18 protein-coding genes are annotated in these 17,490 nt (G+C 53.0%); 15 read left to right on the forward strand and 3 right to left on the reverse strand.

The genetic code is table 11. The features are described 5' to 3' along the window. The first annotated feature begins 9 nt into the window (after positions 1 to 9). A complete protein-coding gene (locus tag QZ331_RS04035; RefSeq protein ID WP_117741528.1) occupies positions 10 to 1,644 on the forward strand; it encodes a radical SAM protein in 1,635 nt (544 codons plus the stop codon). Continuing rightward, entirely contained in the window at positions 1,641 to 3,818 is a 2,178-nt protein-coding gene (locus QZ331_RS04040; RefSeq protein ID WP_117741527.1) for a peptidase domain-containing ABC transporter, read from the forward strand. The genes QZ331_RS04035 and QZ331_RS04040 overlap by 4 nt, the downstream gene beginning before the upstream one ends. Positions 3,819 to 3,913: 95 nt before the next feature. Here the strand turns inward: QZ331_RS04040 and QZ331_RS04045 are convergent, their stop codons facing one another. The 3 genes from QZ331_RS04045 to QZ331_RS04055 form a co-directional block, all read right to left on the reverse strand. Further along, entirely contained in the window at positions 3,914 to 4,699 is a 786-nt protein-coding gene (locus QZ331_RS04045; RefSeq protein ID WP_294628289.1) for a hypothetical protein, read from the reverse strand. A 130-nt stretch (positions 4,700 to 4,829) separates the two neighbouring features. After that, positions 4,830 to 5,954 (reverse strand): DUF3696 domain-containing protein, encoded by a 1,125-nt coding sequence (locus QZ331_RS04050; RefSeq protein WP_117741525.1) that lies wholly within the window; start codon positions 5,952 to 5,954, stop codon positions 4,830 to 4,832. A gap of 6 nt (positions 5,955 to 5,960) precedes the next feature. After that, positions 5,961 to 7,019: a DUF262 domain-containing protein gene (locus tag QZ331_RS04055; protein WP_005682961.1), complete on the reverse strand. Its 1,059-nt coding sequence runs from the start codon at positions 7,017 to 7,019 to the stop codon at positions 5,961 to 5,963. Positions 7,020 to 7,262: 243 nt separating this feature from the next. On the opposite strand from QZ331_RS04055, the gene QZ331_RS04060 reads away from it, so the two are divergent. From QZ331_RS04060 to QZ331_RS04120, 13 genes are all read left to right on the forward strand, one after another. Continuing rightward, complete coding sequence (locus QZ331_RS04060; protein ID WP_171029021.1) at positions 7,263 to 7,643, forward strand: DUF4134 domain-containing protein; 381 nt, start codon at positions 7,263 to 7,265, stop codon at positions 7,641 to 7,643. A 4-nt stretch (positions 7,644 to 7,647) separates the two neighbouring features. After that, positions 7,648 to 7,974, forward strand: a complete 327-nt coding sequence (locus tag QZ331_RS04065) for a DUF4133 domain-containing protein (RefSeq protein WP_117741523.1) — start codon at positions 7,648 to 7,650, stop codon at positions 7,972 to 7,974. Continuing rightward, entirely contained in the window at positions 7,971 to 10,508 is a 2,538-nt protein-coding gene (locus QZ331_RS04070; RefSeq protein WP_117741522.1) for a TraG family conjugative transposon ATPase, read from the forward strand. The genes QZ331_RS04065 and QZ331_RS04070 overlap by 4 nt, the downstream gene beginning before the upstream one ends. Beyond that, positions 10,505 to 10,858: a DUF3876 domain-containing protein gene (locus tag QZ331_RS04075; RefSeq protein ID WP_005682965.1), complete on the forward strand. Its 354-nt coding sequence runs from the start codon at positions 10,505 to 10,507 to the stop codon at positions 10,856 to 10,858. Before QZ331_RS04070 ends, QZ331_RS04075 begins: the two co-directional genes overlap by 4 nt. After that, positions 10,855 to 11,484, forward strand: coding sequence for a DUF4141 domain-containing protein (locus tag QZ331_RS04080; protein WP_005682966.1), 630 nt, complete (start codon positions 10,855 to 10,857; stop codon positions 11,482 to 11,484). Before QZ331_RS04075 ends, QZ331_RS04080 begins: the two co-directional genes overlap by 4 nt. Positions 11,485 to 11,487: 3 nt before the next feature. Continuing rightward, positions 11,488 to 12,501 (forward strand): conjugative transposon protein TraJ, encoded by a 1,014-nt coding sequence (gene traJ, locus QZ331_RS04085; RefSeq protein ID WP_117741521.1) that lies wholly within the window; start codon positions 11,488 to 11,490, stop codon positions 12,499 to 12,501. A gap of 212 nt (positions 12,502 to 12,713) precedes the next feature. Beyond that, positions 12,714 to 13,337 carry a conjugative transposon protein TraK gene (traK, locus tag QZ331_RS04090; RefSeq protein WP_151878292.1) on the forward strand — a complete coding sequence of 208 codons (624 nt, stop codon included), beginning with the start codon at positions 12,714 to 12,716 and terminating at the stop codon, positions 13,335 to 13,337. Further along, positions 13,334 to 13,591 (forward strand): TraL conjugative transposon family protein, encoded by a 258-nt coding sequence (locus QZ331_RS04095; protein WP_240058697.1) that lies wholly within the window; start codon positions 13,334 to 13,336, stop codon positions 13,589 to 13,591. The genes traK and QZ331_RS04095 overlap by 4 nt, the downstream gene beginning before the upstream one ends. Continuing rightward, positions 13,588 to 14,874, forward strand: a complete 1,287-nt coding sequence (traM, locus tag QZ331_RS04100; RefSeq protein WP_117966103.1) for a conjugative transposon protein TraM — start codon at positions 13,588 to 13,590, stop codon at positions 14,872 to 14,874. The genes QZ331_RS04095 and traM overlap by 4 nt, the downstream gene beginning before the upstream one ends. Positions 14,875 to 14,938: 64 nt before the next feature. Further along, positions 14,939 to 15,853, forward strand: coding sequence for a conjugative transposon protein TraN (gene traN, locus QZ331_RS04105; protein ID WP_117966106.1), 915 nt, complete (start codon positions 14,939 to 14,941; stop codon positions 15,851 to 15,853). Next, a complete protein-coding gene (locus QZ331_RS04110; protein ID WP_151878291.1) occupies positions 15,850 to 16,428 on the forward strand; it encodes a conjugal transfer protein TraO in 579 nt (192 codons plus the stop codon). Before traN ends, QZ331_RS04110 begins: the two co-directional genes overlap by 4 nt. 21 nt (positions 16,429 to 16,449) lie before the next feature. Beyond that, a complete protein-coding gene (locus QZ331_RS04115) occupies positions 16,450 to 16,905 on the forward strand; it encodes a DUF3872 domain-containing protein (RefSeq protein WP_054349544.1) in 456 nt (151 codons plus the stop codon). 31 nt (positions 16,906 to 16,936) lie between these two features. Next, positions 16,937 to 17,401: a glycoside hydrolase gene (locus QZ331_RS04120; protein ID WP_100263101.1), complete on the forward strand. Its 465-nt coding sequence runs from the start codon at positions 16,937 to 16,939 to the stop codon at positions 17,399 to 17,401. The last annotated feature ends 89 nt before the right edge of the window (positions 17,402 to 17,490 follow it).

The following is a 17,490-nucleotide window of genomic DNA, read 5'->3' on the forward strand; positions in this document are numbered from 1 at the left end:
TTAGCCACTATGGAAAAACAAAAAACGAATAAGTTTCCCCTGGTCAAATTGTTCACAGTTGACGGGGCGTCCTGTTATTTATATGACGGCAGAGCGAACATGTTCCTGTCGCTGTCCGAGACTGAGAAGAACCTTGTCTGTGAATACATGGCGTCGTATGGAACTTCTGAAGGAGAGCCTTGCCCGGCCTCCTTCCCTTCCGGTGCCGCCGCTTTCATCGCCCGTCTTAACGGAAACGGCATCCTGCTTCCAGGTCCCCTGGAAGCGAGGACACCTTCCGGAATGCGTGGTGAGGAACAGTTATGGCAACAATGGGAGGAGGAAGCCATTCCCAAAAAACTGACACTGGAGATGACCAATACCTGCAATCTGCGTTGCAGGTATTGCCCCTATACAATCAACGAGCAACGCGGACAAGGAAAAATGCACGCCTCCCATCACTTGAAAGAGGAGGATGCCCGGAAAGCCATTTCGGATTATTTCCATGAATACACACGTATTTTCCGCAAGGTGGAACCGGAACACAGGACGCTGTTCCTGAAACGGAATCCTCCCGCCGTCAGTTTCTACGGCGGAGAGGCGCTTCTGCGTTTTTCCCTGCTGGAACCGTTGGTGAAATATGTACTCTCGCTTCCTTGGGAGGAACACCATATACCTGCGGAGAAGGTCGTATTCCACATAACGACCAATGCCACCCTGCTGACACGGGAGATGGTGGAATTCTTTATACGGTATCATTTCACCCTCGCCATCAGCTTCGACGGTCCGCCGGAGGAGAATGACAAGTACCGCGTGTTCAAAAACGGGCAGGGTACGGGAACGGTCGTGGAGCGTGCCCTTGACATGATCCGTGAGGTTTCGGAAGAGTACCTGCTGAACCATGTACACATACAGGCCGTGCTGGCTCCCGAATACGACCATGACAAAGTCGGCAGATACTTTGAGGGGCGTAGCCTGAACGGTTGTTATGGCGGGGTCCGTCAGTTTTCCTACCTGGAATTCAGCGATTACAGTGAAAGCAAGAAGACGGACAAGCAACTGGCGCAGTTCAATATCCGGGAGCGGATCAAGGAACTTTATGGAAAGGGCCTCTCTCCGGAGGAACGGTACCAGTATATTCTTCGTGACCCCCTGATCAGCGCGTGGCTGCGGTATGTGTACGCCATTCTGACCAAGGTCGGTGACGCACCCTTACACAAAGCCAGATTTTTCAATTCATGCTATATCGGGCGTACCAATCTGTTGCTTGACACATACGGCAACCTGCATCTCTGCGAACGGTCAGATTTCTCCATGCCTGTCGGTGAGGTTAACTCGGGCATCAACCGTACCGCCGTCCGGCAAATGTACCGTGATTTTTTTGAGAAGACAGACAGCCCGTCCTGCCGTTCCTGCTGGGCCGGCCGCTTCTGTACCCTCTGCACCGCCGCGCTTATCAAGAACGGTGCGGTTCAGGAACCTGACCGTTCCATTTGCAGGAGCTTGCGGCACGCACAGGAGAAACAGATAGAGGACTTGCTGTATATCAAGGAGTATTATCCGGAAATTCTGGAACAGATGGAACGTATGTATTTCCAGGCGAATGACATAACGCTCGGCGCTTTTCATGCCTACGTCAAGGAACAACAAGACGTCGCCCCATGAGGTTCAGGGTGTCCTACCAGCATGACTCCATGCAGTGCGGTGCGGCATGTCTCCGTATGGTCTGCAAGCATTACGGAAAGGAATATGCCCTTGACTTCCTTTCCGAGCAATGCGGCTGCATGATTGACGGGGTTTCCTTGCAGGCCATTCGCGAGACGGCGGAGGACCTGGGATTCCGGACATTCGCCGTATCGGTCGGTCTGTCCGAATTGCAGGCCGGATGGTGTCCCTGTATCCTTCATTGGGAGCGTAATCACTTTGTCGTCCTGTACAGGATTCATAAGGATAAGTATCATGTTGCCGATCCGGCCAAAGGAACGGTCATATACCGGAAAGAAGATTTCCTGAAGCGTTGGGCGGGAGACGGGGAACAGGGAATCGCCTTGTTACTTGAACCCACACAGGCTTTTTATGACTTCTCTTCGGGCATGGAACCAAAAGTCCCGTCCCCTTTCCGTTTTTTATGGAGGTACATAGCTTCTTATAAAAAAGCATTTGCATCGGTCGCCTTGACCCTGCTTGTCGGCAGTCTCGTACAGCTGGTGCTTCCGCTGCTTGCGCAAATGATGGTCGACAAAGGTATCGGTCATAAAAATATCCCGCTTGTCTATCTGATTCTCGGCGGCCAGCTGGTGCTTGTGCTTGGTTCTGCCGCCATGGAGTTTGTCCGCAACCGTCTTCTGCTGTTTGTGGGGATGCATGTCAATATATCATTGATAACCGACTTCTTCGCCAAACTGTTCCGCCTGCCGATTTCATTCTTCGAGACAAGGACCACCGGGGATCTTTTGCAGCGTATCGTCGATCACCGCAGGGTGCAGGATTTTCTTACTGGACAGGTTCTCTCCGTCTTGTTCTCGGTAATGGTCTTGTGCATATTCATGGGCGTCCTGTTTTCATATAACAGCTTCCTGTTCCTTGTCTTTCTGGCGGGAAGTATCGGCTACGGCCTGTGGACCATGTGTTTCCTGCATAAGCGCAAGTTGTTTGACTATATGATTTTCGAGAAACAGTCGGCCAGCAACAACAAGGTATACCAACTCCTTACTTTCATGCAGGAGATAAAGCTGCAAGGCGGCGAGGGAAGGCGCGCCGGGGAATGGGAGGCGTTGCAAAAGGAGCTTCTTGACATCCAGATGAGGTCTTTGAGCCTGCAACAGTTCCAGCAGACAGGCGGGATATTTATCAGCCAGTCCAAGAACCTGGTTGTGACGGTCATTGCCGCCGTTTCTGTCATTGAAGGGGAGATGACTTTGGGTATGCTGCTTGCCGTGCAATTCATTATCGGGCAGTTGAACATCCCGATTGAACAACTGATGCAGTTTCTCTATAATTTCCAGAATGTGCGGCTAAGCATCGAGCGTATCAGCGCGATTCATGGGAAGGCGGAGGAAAGAACGGGGAAAAAGATACCGGAACAGCCGGAGATTTCCCGAAAGGATATCCGGATTGAACACCTGGATTTTAAATATAACCTGCATGGCAAAGCCAAGGTGCTGGATGACATAACGCTGACCATTCCGGCACAACGTACCACCGCCATCGTGGGCGCAAGCGGAAGCGGAAAGACCACCCTTGTCAAACTGTTGCTGGGCTATTTTGCTCCTACAAGCGGAAATATCTTCCTGGGGGACACTCCCTTGCAGGATTATGATATGACATCGTGGAGGCACAGCTGCGGCGTAGTGCTGCAAGACAGCCATGTGTTTTCCGAATCTCTGGCAAGGAACATTGCGGTGGAGGACAAGCATATAGACCGTACACGTCTCCGGACCGCCGCCCGCCAGGCCAACCTGGAAGAGTTCATAGAGAAACTGCCCTTGAAATACCAGACGATGGTGGGGGCTGAAGGCGTGGGGCTGAGCCGGGGACAGGAACAGCGTATCTTTATCGCCCGTGCGCTCTATAAGGACCCTTCGTTCGTGTTTCTTGATGAGGCTACCAACTCGCTGGATGCCAACAATGAAAGAATCATTACCGGGAATCTGCTGGATTTCTGCAAAGGAAGGACGGTCCTGATAGTGGCCCACCGGTTAAGCACCATCCGTCATGCCGACAGGATAGTCGTTCTGCATAAAGGCAGGATTGTCGAAGAGGGTACCCATGACGAATTGTGCGCCCGTCATGGGCATTATTATGAGTTGATTAATAACCAGTTGATTGCTATGGGGTGAAATTGTATTTTTTTCAACGGGCGGAATACGATCAACAGACACAATATACCGATTATAGTCCGTCGCTTTCCAACCTGAACAAGCTTCCGGCGGTTTTAGTCTGCGATTTTCTCACCGATATATCCTATGTAAAAGATCTGTTCAGATTCATTTGGACAAAAATGTATTCGTCCCGCACCGGGTGTAAAGCGTGAATGCCAGGAGCAGAGTCTGGTCTCTCCATCCGAAAATAAGATTTTCAATTGTGGCAACCTGCTACGTGTATCTGATTCCGGTGTCGTTTTGTATCTGAACTTTTCCGGCGAGACAGGTGAGGTGGAATTAGCCGCCACTCTTTCCAAATCCGATAATCTCCAATAGATTTGTTGTACAACAGCCGGATCTTTGATTTTATCGAGCTGATCCGATGCCTGTTCTGCAAATCTAAGATGCGGAAACAATTTGGCGGTTCGTTTCGACAATACCTTCCCGTTGGTTGGCATATTAATATTTTTTAGGAGAAAATCCCTATGCGTTTCGACTCCATCCGGAGAAACCACATGCTTGCATCCGGATGTAAGCGGCAATTCATTTCCATCCTCATCCAGCAGGCTTATATCCACGTTGTAATTTCCATTGTCCCAAGCGTCTTTTTGCCTGAATCCTAAAGCAAGCGTATTTTCCATTGCTTCCGAGGCCCATCCCAAACCTTTGCATGGTATCCCATTATAAGAGAAACCCAATACGTTGTGCTTGTCTTCAAGGCTGTCGACAGGTTCTAAAGTGCACAATTTGGCAATCAATACGGATTTTAAATCCTTGTCAATCACAGTTTCATTATTCAGGATCCTGTTCCATGTCTGTCCGGGAAGCATTCCTTTTCCCATTGCTTCATTTGTCATACGCACGTTTGAAACGCCTAATTCCGACATTTTAGACAAGCACCTGCCCAATAACGAGAAAGCGTCTTGGGCGTCCTTGTTGTTTGAGAATGCTTTTACACTCAATTCATTAAGATATGCTTCCATGTTTTCAGTCAATTAGCCGGGTCAGTACATCATCCCAACTGTCAAAGAAATTTTTAGGACGCTTGTTCAATTTCCCCTCATCCGTGATTTGAATTTCATCAATATAGGTAACCTCCATATCATCGTCTGCTCCAAAGTCTCTTTGGACAAAGATTACATTCAAATCCTCCTGTGAAATGACTTTTTCTTTCCTTGCCAGCCTTAAACTGTTCAATATATGGTCACTGTGTGATTCTATTATGATCTGCACTCCCTTGCCGGCAGCCAGTGCCATCAGTTTGCCCAGTTCCACTTGTGCGGCCGGATGCAGGTGTGCTTCCGGATTCTCAAAAACAAGCAGGTCGTCTGCCTTTGCCCTGAGCAGGGCTACAATGACAGGCAAGCAATAGGTGAAGCCAAAACCGACTTGTAAAGCCGAGTACTTCTTGCCTTTGGTTCCCGCCATGCCATATTCAAGCCTGATTTTATCTTTGTCTATTTCAGTCGTATTTGCTTTCAACGAAGGAACTTGCATGATTTGGGCCATCCATGCATTCACATTTTCCGTCAGTTGTATCTGCTCTTCTTTCAGGTTGGGATGTCGCATTTCTTTTATGCCGATCTCCTCATTAACCGACAAGGCGTTGTTCAGGTAAGCCGGCGTAAGTTCCCCCTGTATGCCTAATGAGGTATTGTATGCCCTGGCCTCCGATTTGTTATATTGAGCTTTGGGTCCCCACCGCTCCGCTTCCAGAAATATGAATCTGTCATCAAATAAAGAAAGCCCGTGAATATCGCTGCCGGTATATGTATAGCCGACTTCCTCGCTTCCGGCTTCACTGGTGTCCAGTACCCATTGATATTCGTTCCCGTTGTCTTCTTTGATGGATATGCATACACTTTTTTCTTCAGCGAATGTGTAACATATATCTCCGGCAGATTCCAGGTTGACAAAGTCATGCTTCAAACGTAATTTTTTCTTCGGGTTGGATAAATACCCCAATTCATAGTTCTGTTTGAGGAACAGCAATGACTGTATAAGGGTAGATTTCCCCATGCCATTGACACCTGTTATCAAAGTCAGAGGTTTTATGTTGAAAGATTCCTCTTCAAAAACCTTAAAGTTCTTAAGTCTTATTTCCTTTATCATACTAAACTAAGTAAATTTCCTGATAAATCTATCCATTGTATCAAACCGTTTGCGGACGGCTTCTGTTGAAGTCTTCCGCAGTTCCTTTCCGCATAAAAATCCTTTTTCCTCAAAAAGCCGTTTGTATTCCTCTTCAAACCGGTCCGACTGCCGAAGCAAACTCTGATATTCATTATCATTCAACCGGGATATTGAATAAGAAAAGGCGTCAAATAAATTCTTGTTTATCCGTTTCCGTGTGGCTTTGATATTGATGAATGTAATGTCCCCCAGTACATCGTAGCAGCGTTGCATAACAGTTTTAAACCGGGCTGTCTCCCTCTCAAAATCATTTTCAGGCAATGCGGAAAGAGCATCCATCCCTTTATCCAGGAAATCGTCCATGGTTTCTGTGGTATCAAAGAATGGCCGAAGAAGTCTGAAGGCGAAATATCTGCATACAAGTTCCCGGTCGGACATCCCTTTTTGGCTCATCATTTTATGGGTGGCTTGCAGAAATTCGTGAGATTCCGCCAATTCGGCAATGCACTTTGACACGGAACCTTGAAAGAAAGCATTTCTTAGCTCCTCCCTGTTGCGTTGTTTCCCTATCTTGTTTATTCTCTTGAAAATATTGAACTTTACAGCATCAGGAGTGCCGGGGTTGATAACATAAGCTACTATGTTTGTAGATTCAATCCGGCTTCGTAAGTAAAAGGGGATGGAGGAAAAAGACATTCCCTCGCATTCTTTGCTGAAATATTCCAATCCGTCCAACACGAATTCATTTTGGAGGAACTTATGGAGTGAACTGATCCGCTGTACCCCGTCGATTACTGTCCATGGGGTTTTGCTTCCATCCAGGTATATTAACTGGATGGGTAAATTTGCCATAATGGATTCTATAAACGAACTTCTTTCTTTGTCATTCCAGACATTTGACATTCTTTGCAGTTCCTCCGTTCCAGGTATACATAGTTTACCCGTTTCAACCATCTTTTCCAGTTGACTGACGGATATGTATTGCAACCTGATGTCTACGTCATCAGGGCTGAACAATTGTGGGAAAACATACTCCATTCTCATTATAATCCTAATTATCAATTAGCCTATATATACCTGTCCGGGCAAAAATACAACAAAAAATCATGATTGCCACCTTGTCTTGGTAATATTCTGATTTTATTTGCAAAAGTAAAAACATTAGTCTTCTTAATTTTCAAAGAAAAGTGAGCAATCACGCAGATAAATCTTGTATCATACAAAATGTAGTATGAATTAGGCAAATATGTTATTGCTATGACATCTGATGACATGTAGTGACATCTGATGAAACCGCTGAACCATAGCCTGTTAACACCATTTATCTTCGCCGTCGAATTCAAATTTATGTCTTACCCAAACGATTCGACAATGAAGAGAAGAATCCTTTTTTCCATGGTGTGCGCGGTGATTGCCGCCCACGCTTTCGCGCAGGGCCAGGGCCTTGCCGGTATCAACGAGGCAACCAGCCTCATGACCTCGTATTTCGACCCCGCCACCAAGTTGTGCTACGCCATCGGCGCCGTGCTGGGACTGGTGGGCGGCATCAAGACTTACGGCAAGTTCTCCAGCGGTGACCCCGACACCTCGAAGACCGCCGCCAGCTGGTTCTTCGCGTGTATCTTCCTGATCGTGGCCGCCACCATCCTGCGTTCCTTCTTCCTCTAAAGGCATGGAGTATCCGGTAAACAAAGGCGCGGGCAATTCCGTCGAGTTCAAGGGGCTCAAGTCGCAATACCTGTTCGTCTTCGCGGGCGGGCTGACGGCGGTGCTCCTTGCGGTGGTCATCCTCTATCTGGCAGGCGTGGACCAGTGGATATGCATTCCTTTCGGAATTGTGTCCGGCGGTCTGCTGGTATGGGTGACGTTCCGGCTGAACACCCGTTACGGTGAACACGGGCTGATGAAGCTGCTGGCCGGGAAACGGCACCCGCGCTACCTGATTCACCGCAAAAGAGTTTTCAGATTATTCACGAAAAGAAAGAGGAAACAACCATGAGAAATGTATTGAAAGCGGAAACGCTGGAACGCAAGTTCCCCCTGCTGTCGGTGGAGAACGGCTGCATCGTGAGCAAGGATGCCGACCTGACCGTGGCTTTCGAGGTGGAGTTGCCCGAACTGTACACGGTGACGGCGGACGAGTACGAGGCCATGCACGCCTCCTGGATAAAAGCCATCAAGGTACTGCCCGAACACAGCGTGGTGTGCAAGCAGGACTGGTTCGTCAAGGAGACCTACCGCCCGAAAACCGGCGGGGAGGAACAGAGCTTCCTTGCACGCAGCTACGAGCGGCACTTCAACGAAAGACCCTTCCTGAACCACAGATGCTACCTGTACCTGACGAAGACCACCCGTGAGCGCAACCGTCGGCAGAGTGACTTCAGCACCCTCTGCCGCGGCTTCCTGCTGCCCAGGGAGATAACCGACAAGGAGACGGCGGAGCGTTTCCTTGAGGCGGTGGAACAGTTCGAGCGCATCATGAACGATTCCGGGCACGTAAGGCTGCGCCGCCTGGATACGGACGAGGTGACCGGGACGAAAGAACATCCCGGACTGGTGGAGAAGTATTTCTCCCTCTCGCTGGAGGACGGGACCGCCGTGCTCCAGGACATCTGCCTCAAACCCGGACGGATGCGTATCGGCGACAAGCGGCTCTGCCTGCATACCCTTTCGGACACGGAGGACCTGCCAGGCAAGCTCTCCACCGACATGCGTTACGAGCGTATGTCCACAGACCGGAGCGACTGCCGGCTGTCCTTTGCCGCCCCCGTGGGGCTGCTGCTGTCGTGCAACCATATCTATTCGCAATATGTGTTCATCGACAGCGCGCAGGAGATCCTGCAAATGATGGAGAAGAACTCGCGCAACATGCTCTCGCTGTCGAAATACAGCCGGAGCAACGCGGTGAACCAGGAGTGGACGGAAATGTACCTGGATGAGGCGCACGCCAAAGGGCTGCTGCCCGTCAGGTGCCACTGCAACGTCATCGCCTGGGCCGAGGATGCGGACGAGTTCCGCCGTATCAGGAACGATACGGGCAGCCAGCTCGCCATGATGGAATGCACGCCGAGGTACAACACTGTCGATACCCCAGTGCTCTACTGGGCGGGCATCCCCGGCAATGCGGGCGACTTTCCCGCCGAAGAGTCGTTCTACACCTTTCTGGAGCAGGCGGTCTGCCTCTTTGCCGGGGAGACTAATTACCGGAACTCGCCCAGCCCGTTCGGTATCCGCATGGCGGACCGGCAGAACGGCATCCCGGTGCATGTGGACATTTCCGACCTTCCGATGAAGCGCGGCATCATCACCAACCGCAACAAATTTATCCTGGGGCCAAGCGGCAGCGGCAAGTCCTTTTTTACCAACCATCTGGTGCGCAACTATTACGAGCAGGGCACGCATATCCTGCTGGTGGACACGGGAAACAGCTACCAGGGGCTGTGCCGCATGATCCATGACCGCACCCAGGGAGAGGACGGGATATACATCACGTACGAGGAAGACAACCCGATATCCTTCAACCCGTTCTACACCGACTCCGGACAGTTCGACGTGGAGAAGCGCGAGAGCATCAAGACCCTGATACTGACCTTGTGGAAACGGGAGGACGAGGCTCCCACACGTGCGGAGGAGGTGGCGCTGTCGGGCGCGGTGAACGCCTATATCCGGAAAATATCGGGGGACCGGAGCGTCAGGCCGGACTTCAACGGATTCTACGAGTTCGTGTCGGTTGACTACCGCCGGATGATTGAGGAGAAGAGGGTACGTGAGAAGGATTTCGACATTGACGGCTTCCTGAACGTGCTGGAGCCTTTTTACCGGGGAGGCGACTACGACTTCCTGTTGAACTCCGACAAGGAGCTGGACCTGACAAACAAGCGGTTCATCGTGTTCGAGCTGGACAACATCGGCAGTAACAAGGTGCTGCTTCCGGTGGTGACGCTGATCATCATGGAAACCTTCATCGCCAAGATGCGCAGGCTGAAAGGCGTCCGCAAGATGATACTGATAGAGGAGTGCTGGAAGGCGCTGATGTCCGCCAACATGAGCGAGTATATCAAGTACCTTTTCAAGACCGTCCGGAAATATTTCGGCGAGGCGGTGGTGGTGACGCAGGAGGTGGACGACATCATCTCGTCCCCGATCGTGAAGGAGGCCATCATCAACAACTCCGACTGCAAGATACTGCTGGACCAGCGGAAATACATGAACAAGTTCGAGCACATCCAGCGGCTGCTCGGCCTGACCGACAAGGAGAAGGGACAGATTCTCTCCATCAACCAGGCGAACCATCCCGGACGTTCCTACCGGGAGGTGTGGATCGGGCTGGGCGGCACCCATTCGGCGGTGTATGCCACGGAAGTGAGCGAGGAAGAGTATTTCACGTTCTCAACGGAAGAGTCCGAAAAGCTGGAAGTGCAGCGGCTGGCGGAAGAATCCGGAGGAGACCTGGAGGCGGCCGTCAGACGGATGGCGGAGAAGAGACGGGAAGAACAGAGACGAACATCAACCTTCAAACAAGAACGATTATGAGAAACAGACCCTTGAAACTGGCGGTGTGCCTGATAAGCATGGCCGCCCTGATATTGCAGAGCTGCTCGGAGAGCGGCATTGACCGTGACAAGCTCTGCGGCTCGTGGACCAGCGTGGAAGGCAAGCCGGACGTGCTGGTATATAAGGAAGGAGAAGCCTACAAGGTGACCGTGTTCGCCCGTAGCGGCAGGATGCGTGTACTGAAACCGAAGACCTACCTGCTGGTGGAAGAGAACGGCAACCTGTTTATCAACACGGGCTACCGCATCGATGTGTCCTACAACGAGGCGACGGACGTACTGACTTTCTCCCCCAACGGGGACTATGTACGCAAGGAGGAACGCCCATGAGAGCGAAGTCACTCCTGATAGGAACCGTGCTCGCCTTGTGCGGTACCGCTGCGGACGCCCAATGGGTGGTGACCGACCCCGGCAACCTTGCCCAAAGCATCATCAACATGTCGGACAACATCGCCCACACCTCCAAGACCGCCGTGAATACGGCCGAGAGCTTTGCCGAGACGGTGAAAATCTACGAGCAGGCGAAGAGGTATTACGACCAGCTCAAGGCGGTGAACAACCTGATACAGGACGCCCGCAAGGTGCGCGACATCATCCTGATGGTGGGCGACGTGTCGGACATCTACGTGACCAACTTCGGGAAGATGATGAACGACGGGAATTTCTCGCCCCGCGAGCTGGACGCCATCGCCTTCGGTTACGCCCGGCTGCTGGAGGAGAGCAACGGCGTGTTGCAGGACCTCAGGCAGGTCATCAACGTGAGCACGCTCTCCATGACCGACAAGGACCGTATGGACGTGGTGGACCGCTGTTACTACGAGATGCGCCGCTACCGCAACCTGGTGAGCTACTATACGAACAAGAACATCGCCGTGAGCTATCTCAGGGCCAGGAAGAAGAACGACCTGGAGCGCGTGATGCGGCTTTACGGGGATGAAACCTCCAAATATTGGTAGCCTATGGTACTTTTGTCGATAGATTTCGCCAACCTGCATACCATACTGGAGACCCTGTATGGAGAAATGATGCCCCTTTGCAAGGACATGATGGACGTGGGCAAGGGGCTTGCCGGGCTGGGGGCGCTCTTCTATGTCGCCGTCCGTGTGTGGCAGTCGATGGCGCGCGCCGAGCCGGTGGACGTGTATCCGCTGCTCCGGCCCTTCGCCATCGGCATCTGCATCCTGCTCTTTCCCACACTGGTGCTCGGCACGCTGAACAGTGTGCTCAGCCCCATCGTGCAGGGCACGCACAAGATGCTTGAGGGGCAGACGCTGGACATGGAACAGTACCGTGCCCAGAAGGAGGAGCTGGAACGGGAAGCCATGCTGCGCAATCCCGAGACCGCCCATCTGGTGAGCGACGAGGAGTTCGACCGGCAGCTGGACGAGCTGGGCTGGTCGCCCACGGACGCCGCCTCGCGGCTGGGCATGTACGTGGAAGTGGGGATGTACAAGCTGGAAAAGAGTATCCGTGACGCGTTCCGCAGCCTGCTGGAGCTGATATTCGCGGCGGCATCGCTGCTGATAGATACCGTACGGACCTTTTTCCTGGTCGTGCTCTCCATACTGGGTCCTGTGGCGTTCGCCTTCAGCGTGTGGGACGGCTTCCAGTCCACGCTCGGGCAGTGGTTCACGCGCTATATCTCCGTCTATCTGTGGCTTCCGGTGAGCGACCTGTTCAGCACCCTGCTCGCCAAGCTCCAGGTGCTGATGCTCCGGAACGACATCCAAGAGTTGCAGGGCAATCCCGACTACTCGATAGACAACTCCAACAGCGTGTACATAATCTTTATGCTGATAGGGATTATCGGGTACTTCACCGTCCCGACGGTGGCGGGGTGGATCGTGCAGGCGGGCGGTGGAGGAAACTTCAGCCGCAACCTGAACCGGACCGCCACGAAAGCGGGCAGTTTTGCTGCCGGGGTGGGCGGTTCCGTACTGGGGAATATCGGAGGACGGCTGAGAGGAAAATAACAGAGACCGGTTTACGGGATACGTACGCCGCATACGGCTACTAACGTATGCAGCCCGATACGACTAACGTTAGTAACCATGCACGACTAACGTATGTAGCGACCTGCTACTAACGTATGTAACAAGCCGTCACTAACGTATGTCGCCAGGGGTGCCATACGTATCCCGCCGGGAGAAAGAAAAAACAATCAATCCAAAGAAACGATTCATACATGGAATTCAAGTCATTGACCAACATTGAAAGCAGCTTCCGCCGCATCCGGCTGATGCTGGCGGTCTTCACCGGCTGCTGTGCGCTCGTCACCGGCTATGCGTTGTGGAGCTCGTACCGCTTCGCCGAAAGGCAGCGTGAGAAAATCTACGTGCTGGACGGCGGCAAGTCGCTGATGATGGCCCTCTCGCAGGACCTTTCGCAGAACCGTCCCGCCGAGGCGAGGGAGCACGTGAGGCGCTTTCACGAGCTGTTCTTCTCGCTCTCGCCCCAGAAGGACGCCATCGGGCACAACATCAACCGCGCCCTGCAACTGGCGGACAAGAGCGCCTACCACTATTATGTGGACTTTGCCGAGAAGGGCTATTACAACCGGCTGATTTCGGGCAACATCAACCAGGTGGTGCATGTGGACAGCGTGGTGTGCGATTTCGCCGTTTATCCTTACAAGGCAACGACGTATGCCCGCCAGATGATCGTCAGGGAGAGCAACGTGACCGAGCGCAGCCTTGTCACCTCCTGCTCGCTCCAGAACACGGGGCGCTCGGACGACAATCCGAACGGGTTCATCATTGAGCAGTTCACCATCCTGGAGAACAAGGACATAAGGAGCACAGAACGATGAAAAAAGGATATGTCAGCCTGAGACGGGCGGACGGCCGGATACGGCTGTTCTGCCACCGCCTGACAAGAAGGCAACGGAGCCTGGTGACAATCACCGCCTTCCTTCTGTTCCTGGCCGCCTGCCTGTACACGATTGTCTCCGCGCTCTCCGGTCCGGGAAAGAGTGACGACGGGACGATGAGCATAGAACATATCCGGCGGCTTGACTTGCGGCCGGAGAACAATACCAATCCATCCAAACAACTGCTACGATGAAAACGGATATACAGAAGATAAAGAAACTGCTGGGACTGTCGGGTGACAAGCCGCTGACACCCGAAGAGAAACGCCGGCGTGCGAAGTTTGTCATCTACCCGCTTTTTTTCCTGATGTTCGCGGGGACCATTCTGCTGATATACAGCCCGACGGAGAAAGAAAGGGAGGAAGCCGGAAAAGGCCTGGGCTTCAATACGGAGATTCCCTCGCCCGAGGAGACCCGCATGGAGGGCAACAAAGTCAGCGCCTACGAACGGGATGCCCTGGCAAAAAAGGAGAGAAAGCGCAAGGACACCTTTCAGGAAATGTCGGAACTGTTCAACAGGAAGCGGAACGACACCCTGCGTGTTGCGCAGGGCGGAGTGAACGTGGAGCTTCCCCCGGAACCGGAAGCCATGACACCCCGCAGTCCGGTGCGTTCGTCCACGGAGGCCTACCGCAACATGAACCGCTCACTCCATACCATCCATGAGCCGCGCGACCATCCGCAGGACAAGGAGCTGCTGCGGCGCATCGAGAATCTGGAAAAGAGGCAGTCCGGGGAGCACCCTGACGGCGGCGGGCAGTCACTGGAAGAGAAGATGGCACTGATGGAGAAGTCATACGAGCTGGCGGTCCGTTACAACGGGAAGCAGACGACCGTCGCTCCGGCAGCCGACCGGAAAGAACGGACCGCCGCCCGACCGGTGAAGCAGGTGAGGCAGCAGGTGGTGTCCTCCCTGTCCCGGCCGGTGAATGACGAAGAGGGGATTTCCGGAGAGCGGAATACGGGATTCCATACCCCCGTCGGCAAGACGCTCTCCCCGGACAGGAACACCATCGCCGCCTGCGTGCACGGGACGCAGACCGTATCGGACGGGCAGGCCTTGCGCCTCCGGCTGCTGGAACCCATGGCGGTGGACGACCGCCTCATACCCAAAGGCACCCTGCTGACCGGAAGCGCGCGTCTCCAGGGGGAACGGCTGGACGTGCTCGTTGAGACGGTGGAATACAAAGGGGCGGTCATCCCGGTGGAGCTGGAAGTGTATGATGCCGACGGCGGGCAGGGAATACTTGTCCCGAACTCGCTGGAATATGATGCCGTACGTGAGATAGCCGCCAACATGGGGACCTCGATGGGGAGCAGCATCAACATCTCGACGGACGCCGGCGCGCAGATAGCCTCGGACGTGGGGAAAGGCGTGATACAGGGCGTGTCACAGTACGTCACCAAGAGGATGCGGACGGTGAAAATCACGCTGAAGGCCGGGCACAGGCTGCTGCTCCATACCCCGGAGCGGTAAGAACCGGTCCGGGTGGAAAAAGAGAAAACACAATTATTCAACAACCAACCAACAACAATCGGACATGAAGAAGATTCTGATGATGTTTGCCCTTCTGACGGGCTTTTTAGCTGCCCATGCGCAGCAGAGTAGCGGAGATTATTTTGAAGGGCTGAGCCGCAAGATAGGCTTCAGCCAAATGATACCTCCGCATGGCCTGGAAATCACCTACGACAAGACGGTGCATGTGATTTTCCCCTCATCCGTCAAGTACGTGGACCTCGGTTCCCCCAACCTGATAGCCGGCAAGGCTGACGGCGCGGATAACGTGATCCGGGTGAAGGCCACGATGAAGCATTTCCGCAACGAGACGAACATGAGCGTGATTACCGAGGACGGGAACTTTTACACGTTCAATGTCAAGTACGCCGACGAACCGCTGCTGCTGAATGTGGAGATGTGCGACTTCATCCACGACGGGGAGACGGTGAACCGTCCCAACAACGCGATGGAGATTTATTTGCAGGAACTGGGTAACGAGTCGCCCAGGCTGGTGCGCCTGGTCATGAAGTCCGTGCACGGACAGGACAAGCGGAGAGTGAAGCACATCGGCTGCAAGCGGTTCGGCGTGCAATACCTGCTCAAAGGGCTCTATGCGCACGGTGACCTGCTCTATTTCCATACCGAGGTAAGAAATTCCACCCACGTGCCTTTCGATGTGGACTTTGTGACCTTCAAGATCGTGGACAAGAAGATAGTGAAACGTACCGCCATGCAGGAACAGGTCATCTGTCCGCTGCGTGCCTTCAATTACCTGACCCGTGTGGACGGGAAAAAGAGCGGGAGAACGGTGTTTGCCCTGCCCAAGTTCACCATCCCCGATGACAAGAAACTGGTGGTGGAGATGTATGAGAAACAAGGGGGGCGCCACCAAACCTTTGAGATAGAGAATGAAGACCTGGTGCGTGCCGAGACCATCAATGAACTGAAAGTGCGATGAAGAGGTATGTGTATGTCACCCTTGCGTTGCTTGCCCTTATGGCGGGGCAGGCCCGTGCGCAACGCTGTCTGCCGGGAATGAAGGGTGTCCGTCTCACGGCGGAAATGGCGGACGGCTTTTACTGCGGAGCGAACCGGCACGATGCCGGTTACGCCTTCTCGCTGGCCGTTTCCACCTATACGAAAAAAGGAAACCAGTGGGTGTTCGGCGGGGAGACGCTCCGGCGCAACATCCCATACAGGAACACGCATATTCCGACGGCGCAATACACGGGCGAGGGCGGTTATTACCATACGTTCTTTTCCTCGCCGGGCAAGGTGTTGTTCCTGAACCTCGGTGTCTCGGCCCTGCTGGGGTATGAGACGGTAAACGGAGGCAAGAAACTGCTGGATGACGGTGCCGCCCTGCACAGGTGTGAATCGTTCATTTACGGCGGTGCGGCGACACTGGAAGCGGAAGGTTACCTGTCGGACAGGGTTGTCCTGCTGCTTCGGCTTCGTGAGCGGTTTGTGTGGGGCGGCGCCTCGGGCCGTTGCCACTGCCAGTATGGAATCGGAGTCAAATACATTTTCTAACCCTAAAACAGATATATACCCATGAAGAGAAAAATCCTTGATTGTATGATGGCGGCCTGCTGCCTGGCTGCCGCCCTTTTTTGTCTTGTTTCTTGTGACGGCGGGCTGGATGTCCGGCAGGAATACCCGTTCACGGTGGAAGCCATGCCGGTAGCGGATGGAATAGCAAACGGCGAAACGGTGGAAATCCGTCTGGAAATCAGACCGGAAGGCAACTTTGCCGGAACGGTCTATACGCTGAGGTACTTCCAGCCGGACGGCAAGGGCAGCCTGAAGATGGAGGACGGAACGGTGCTGAAGCCCAATGACCGCTACCTGCTGAATGAACGGAGATTCCGGCTGTATTACACTTCGCAAAGCGCGGATGACTCGCAGACCATCGACCTCTATTTTGAGGACAACTGGGGGAATATGCGGCAGCTGACCTACGGTTTCAATGTGAATGATGCGGAAAACAACGTTCCGGACAATGAGTAGGGCATGGCTCAGGCTGACGGCCGGAGTGTTTATGGCGTTTGTGGTCTCCTCCGCTTTTGCCCAAGGAAAGGGGGAAGTGCCGGATTCGCTGTTTGACAAGGCCGTGGAATTCATCAAACGGGCGGAAGGCTGGCATCGGGGACAGATGCCTTACATCGGTTACGGGCATTGCTTGCTTCCGGGGGAGACATTGACCGAGAACCTGAGCAAGGCACAGGCTGATTCGTTGCTGAGGAGTGACCTTAGAAAGTGTTGTGATGCGTTCCGGGAGTTTGAGAATGATGCATTGCTTTTGGGCGTTTTGAGCTATAATGTGGGCATTTTCAGATTGAAGGGCCATGGCAGGATGCCGAAAAGCCGGTTGATACGGAAGCTGGAAAAAGGGGAGCGTGACATCTATGAGGAGTATGTTTCCTTTAGGTGCTATAAGGGGAAAGTGATTCCGAGCATAGAGAGAAGAAGAAAAGCCGAGTTTGCGCTTTTCTATATACCTTGATTATAAAAAAGCCGTGAACGACGATGGGGAAATCGATGTACACGGCTTTTTTAACTGCTATTTTTACTCACTTTCAAATCAGTATATAC

The sequence above is a fragment of the uncultured Bacteroides sp. genome, assembly GCF_910586915.1.
In the GTDB taxonomy this organism is placed as follows: domain Bacteria; phylum Bacteroidota; class Bacteroidia; order Bacteroidales; family Bacteroidaceae; genus Bacteroides.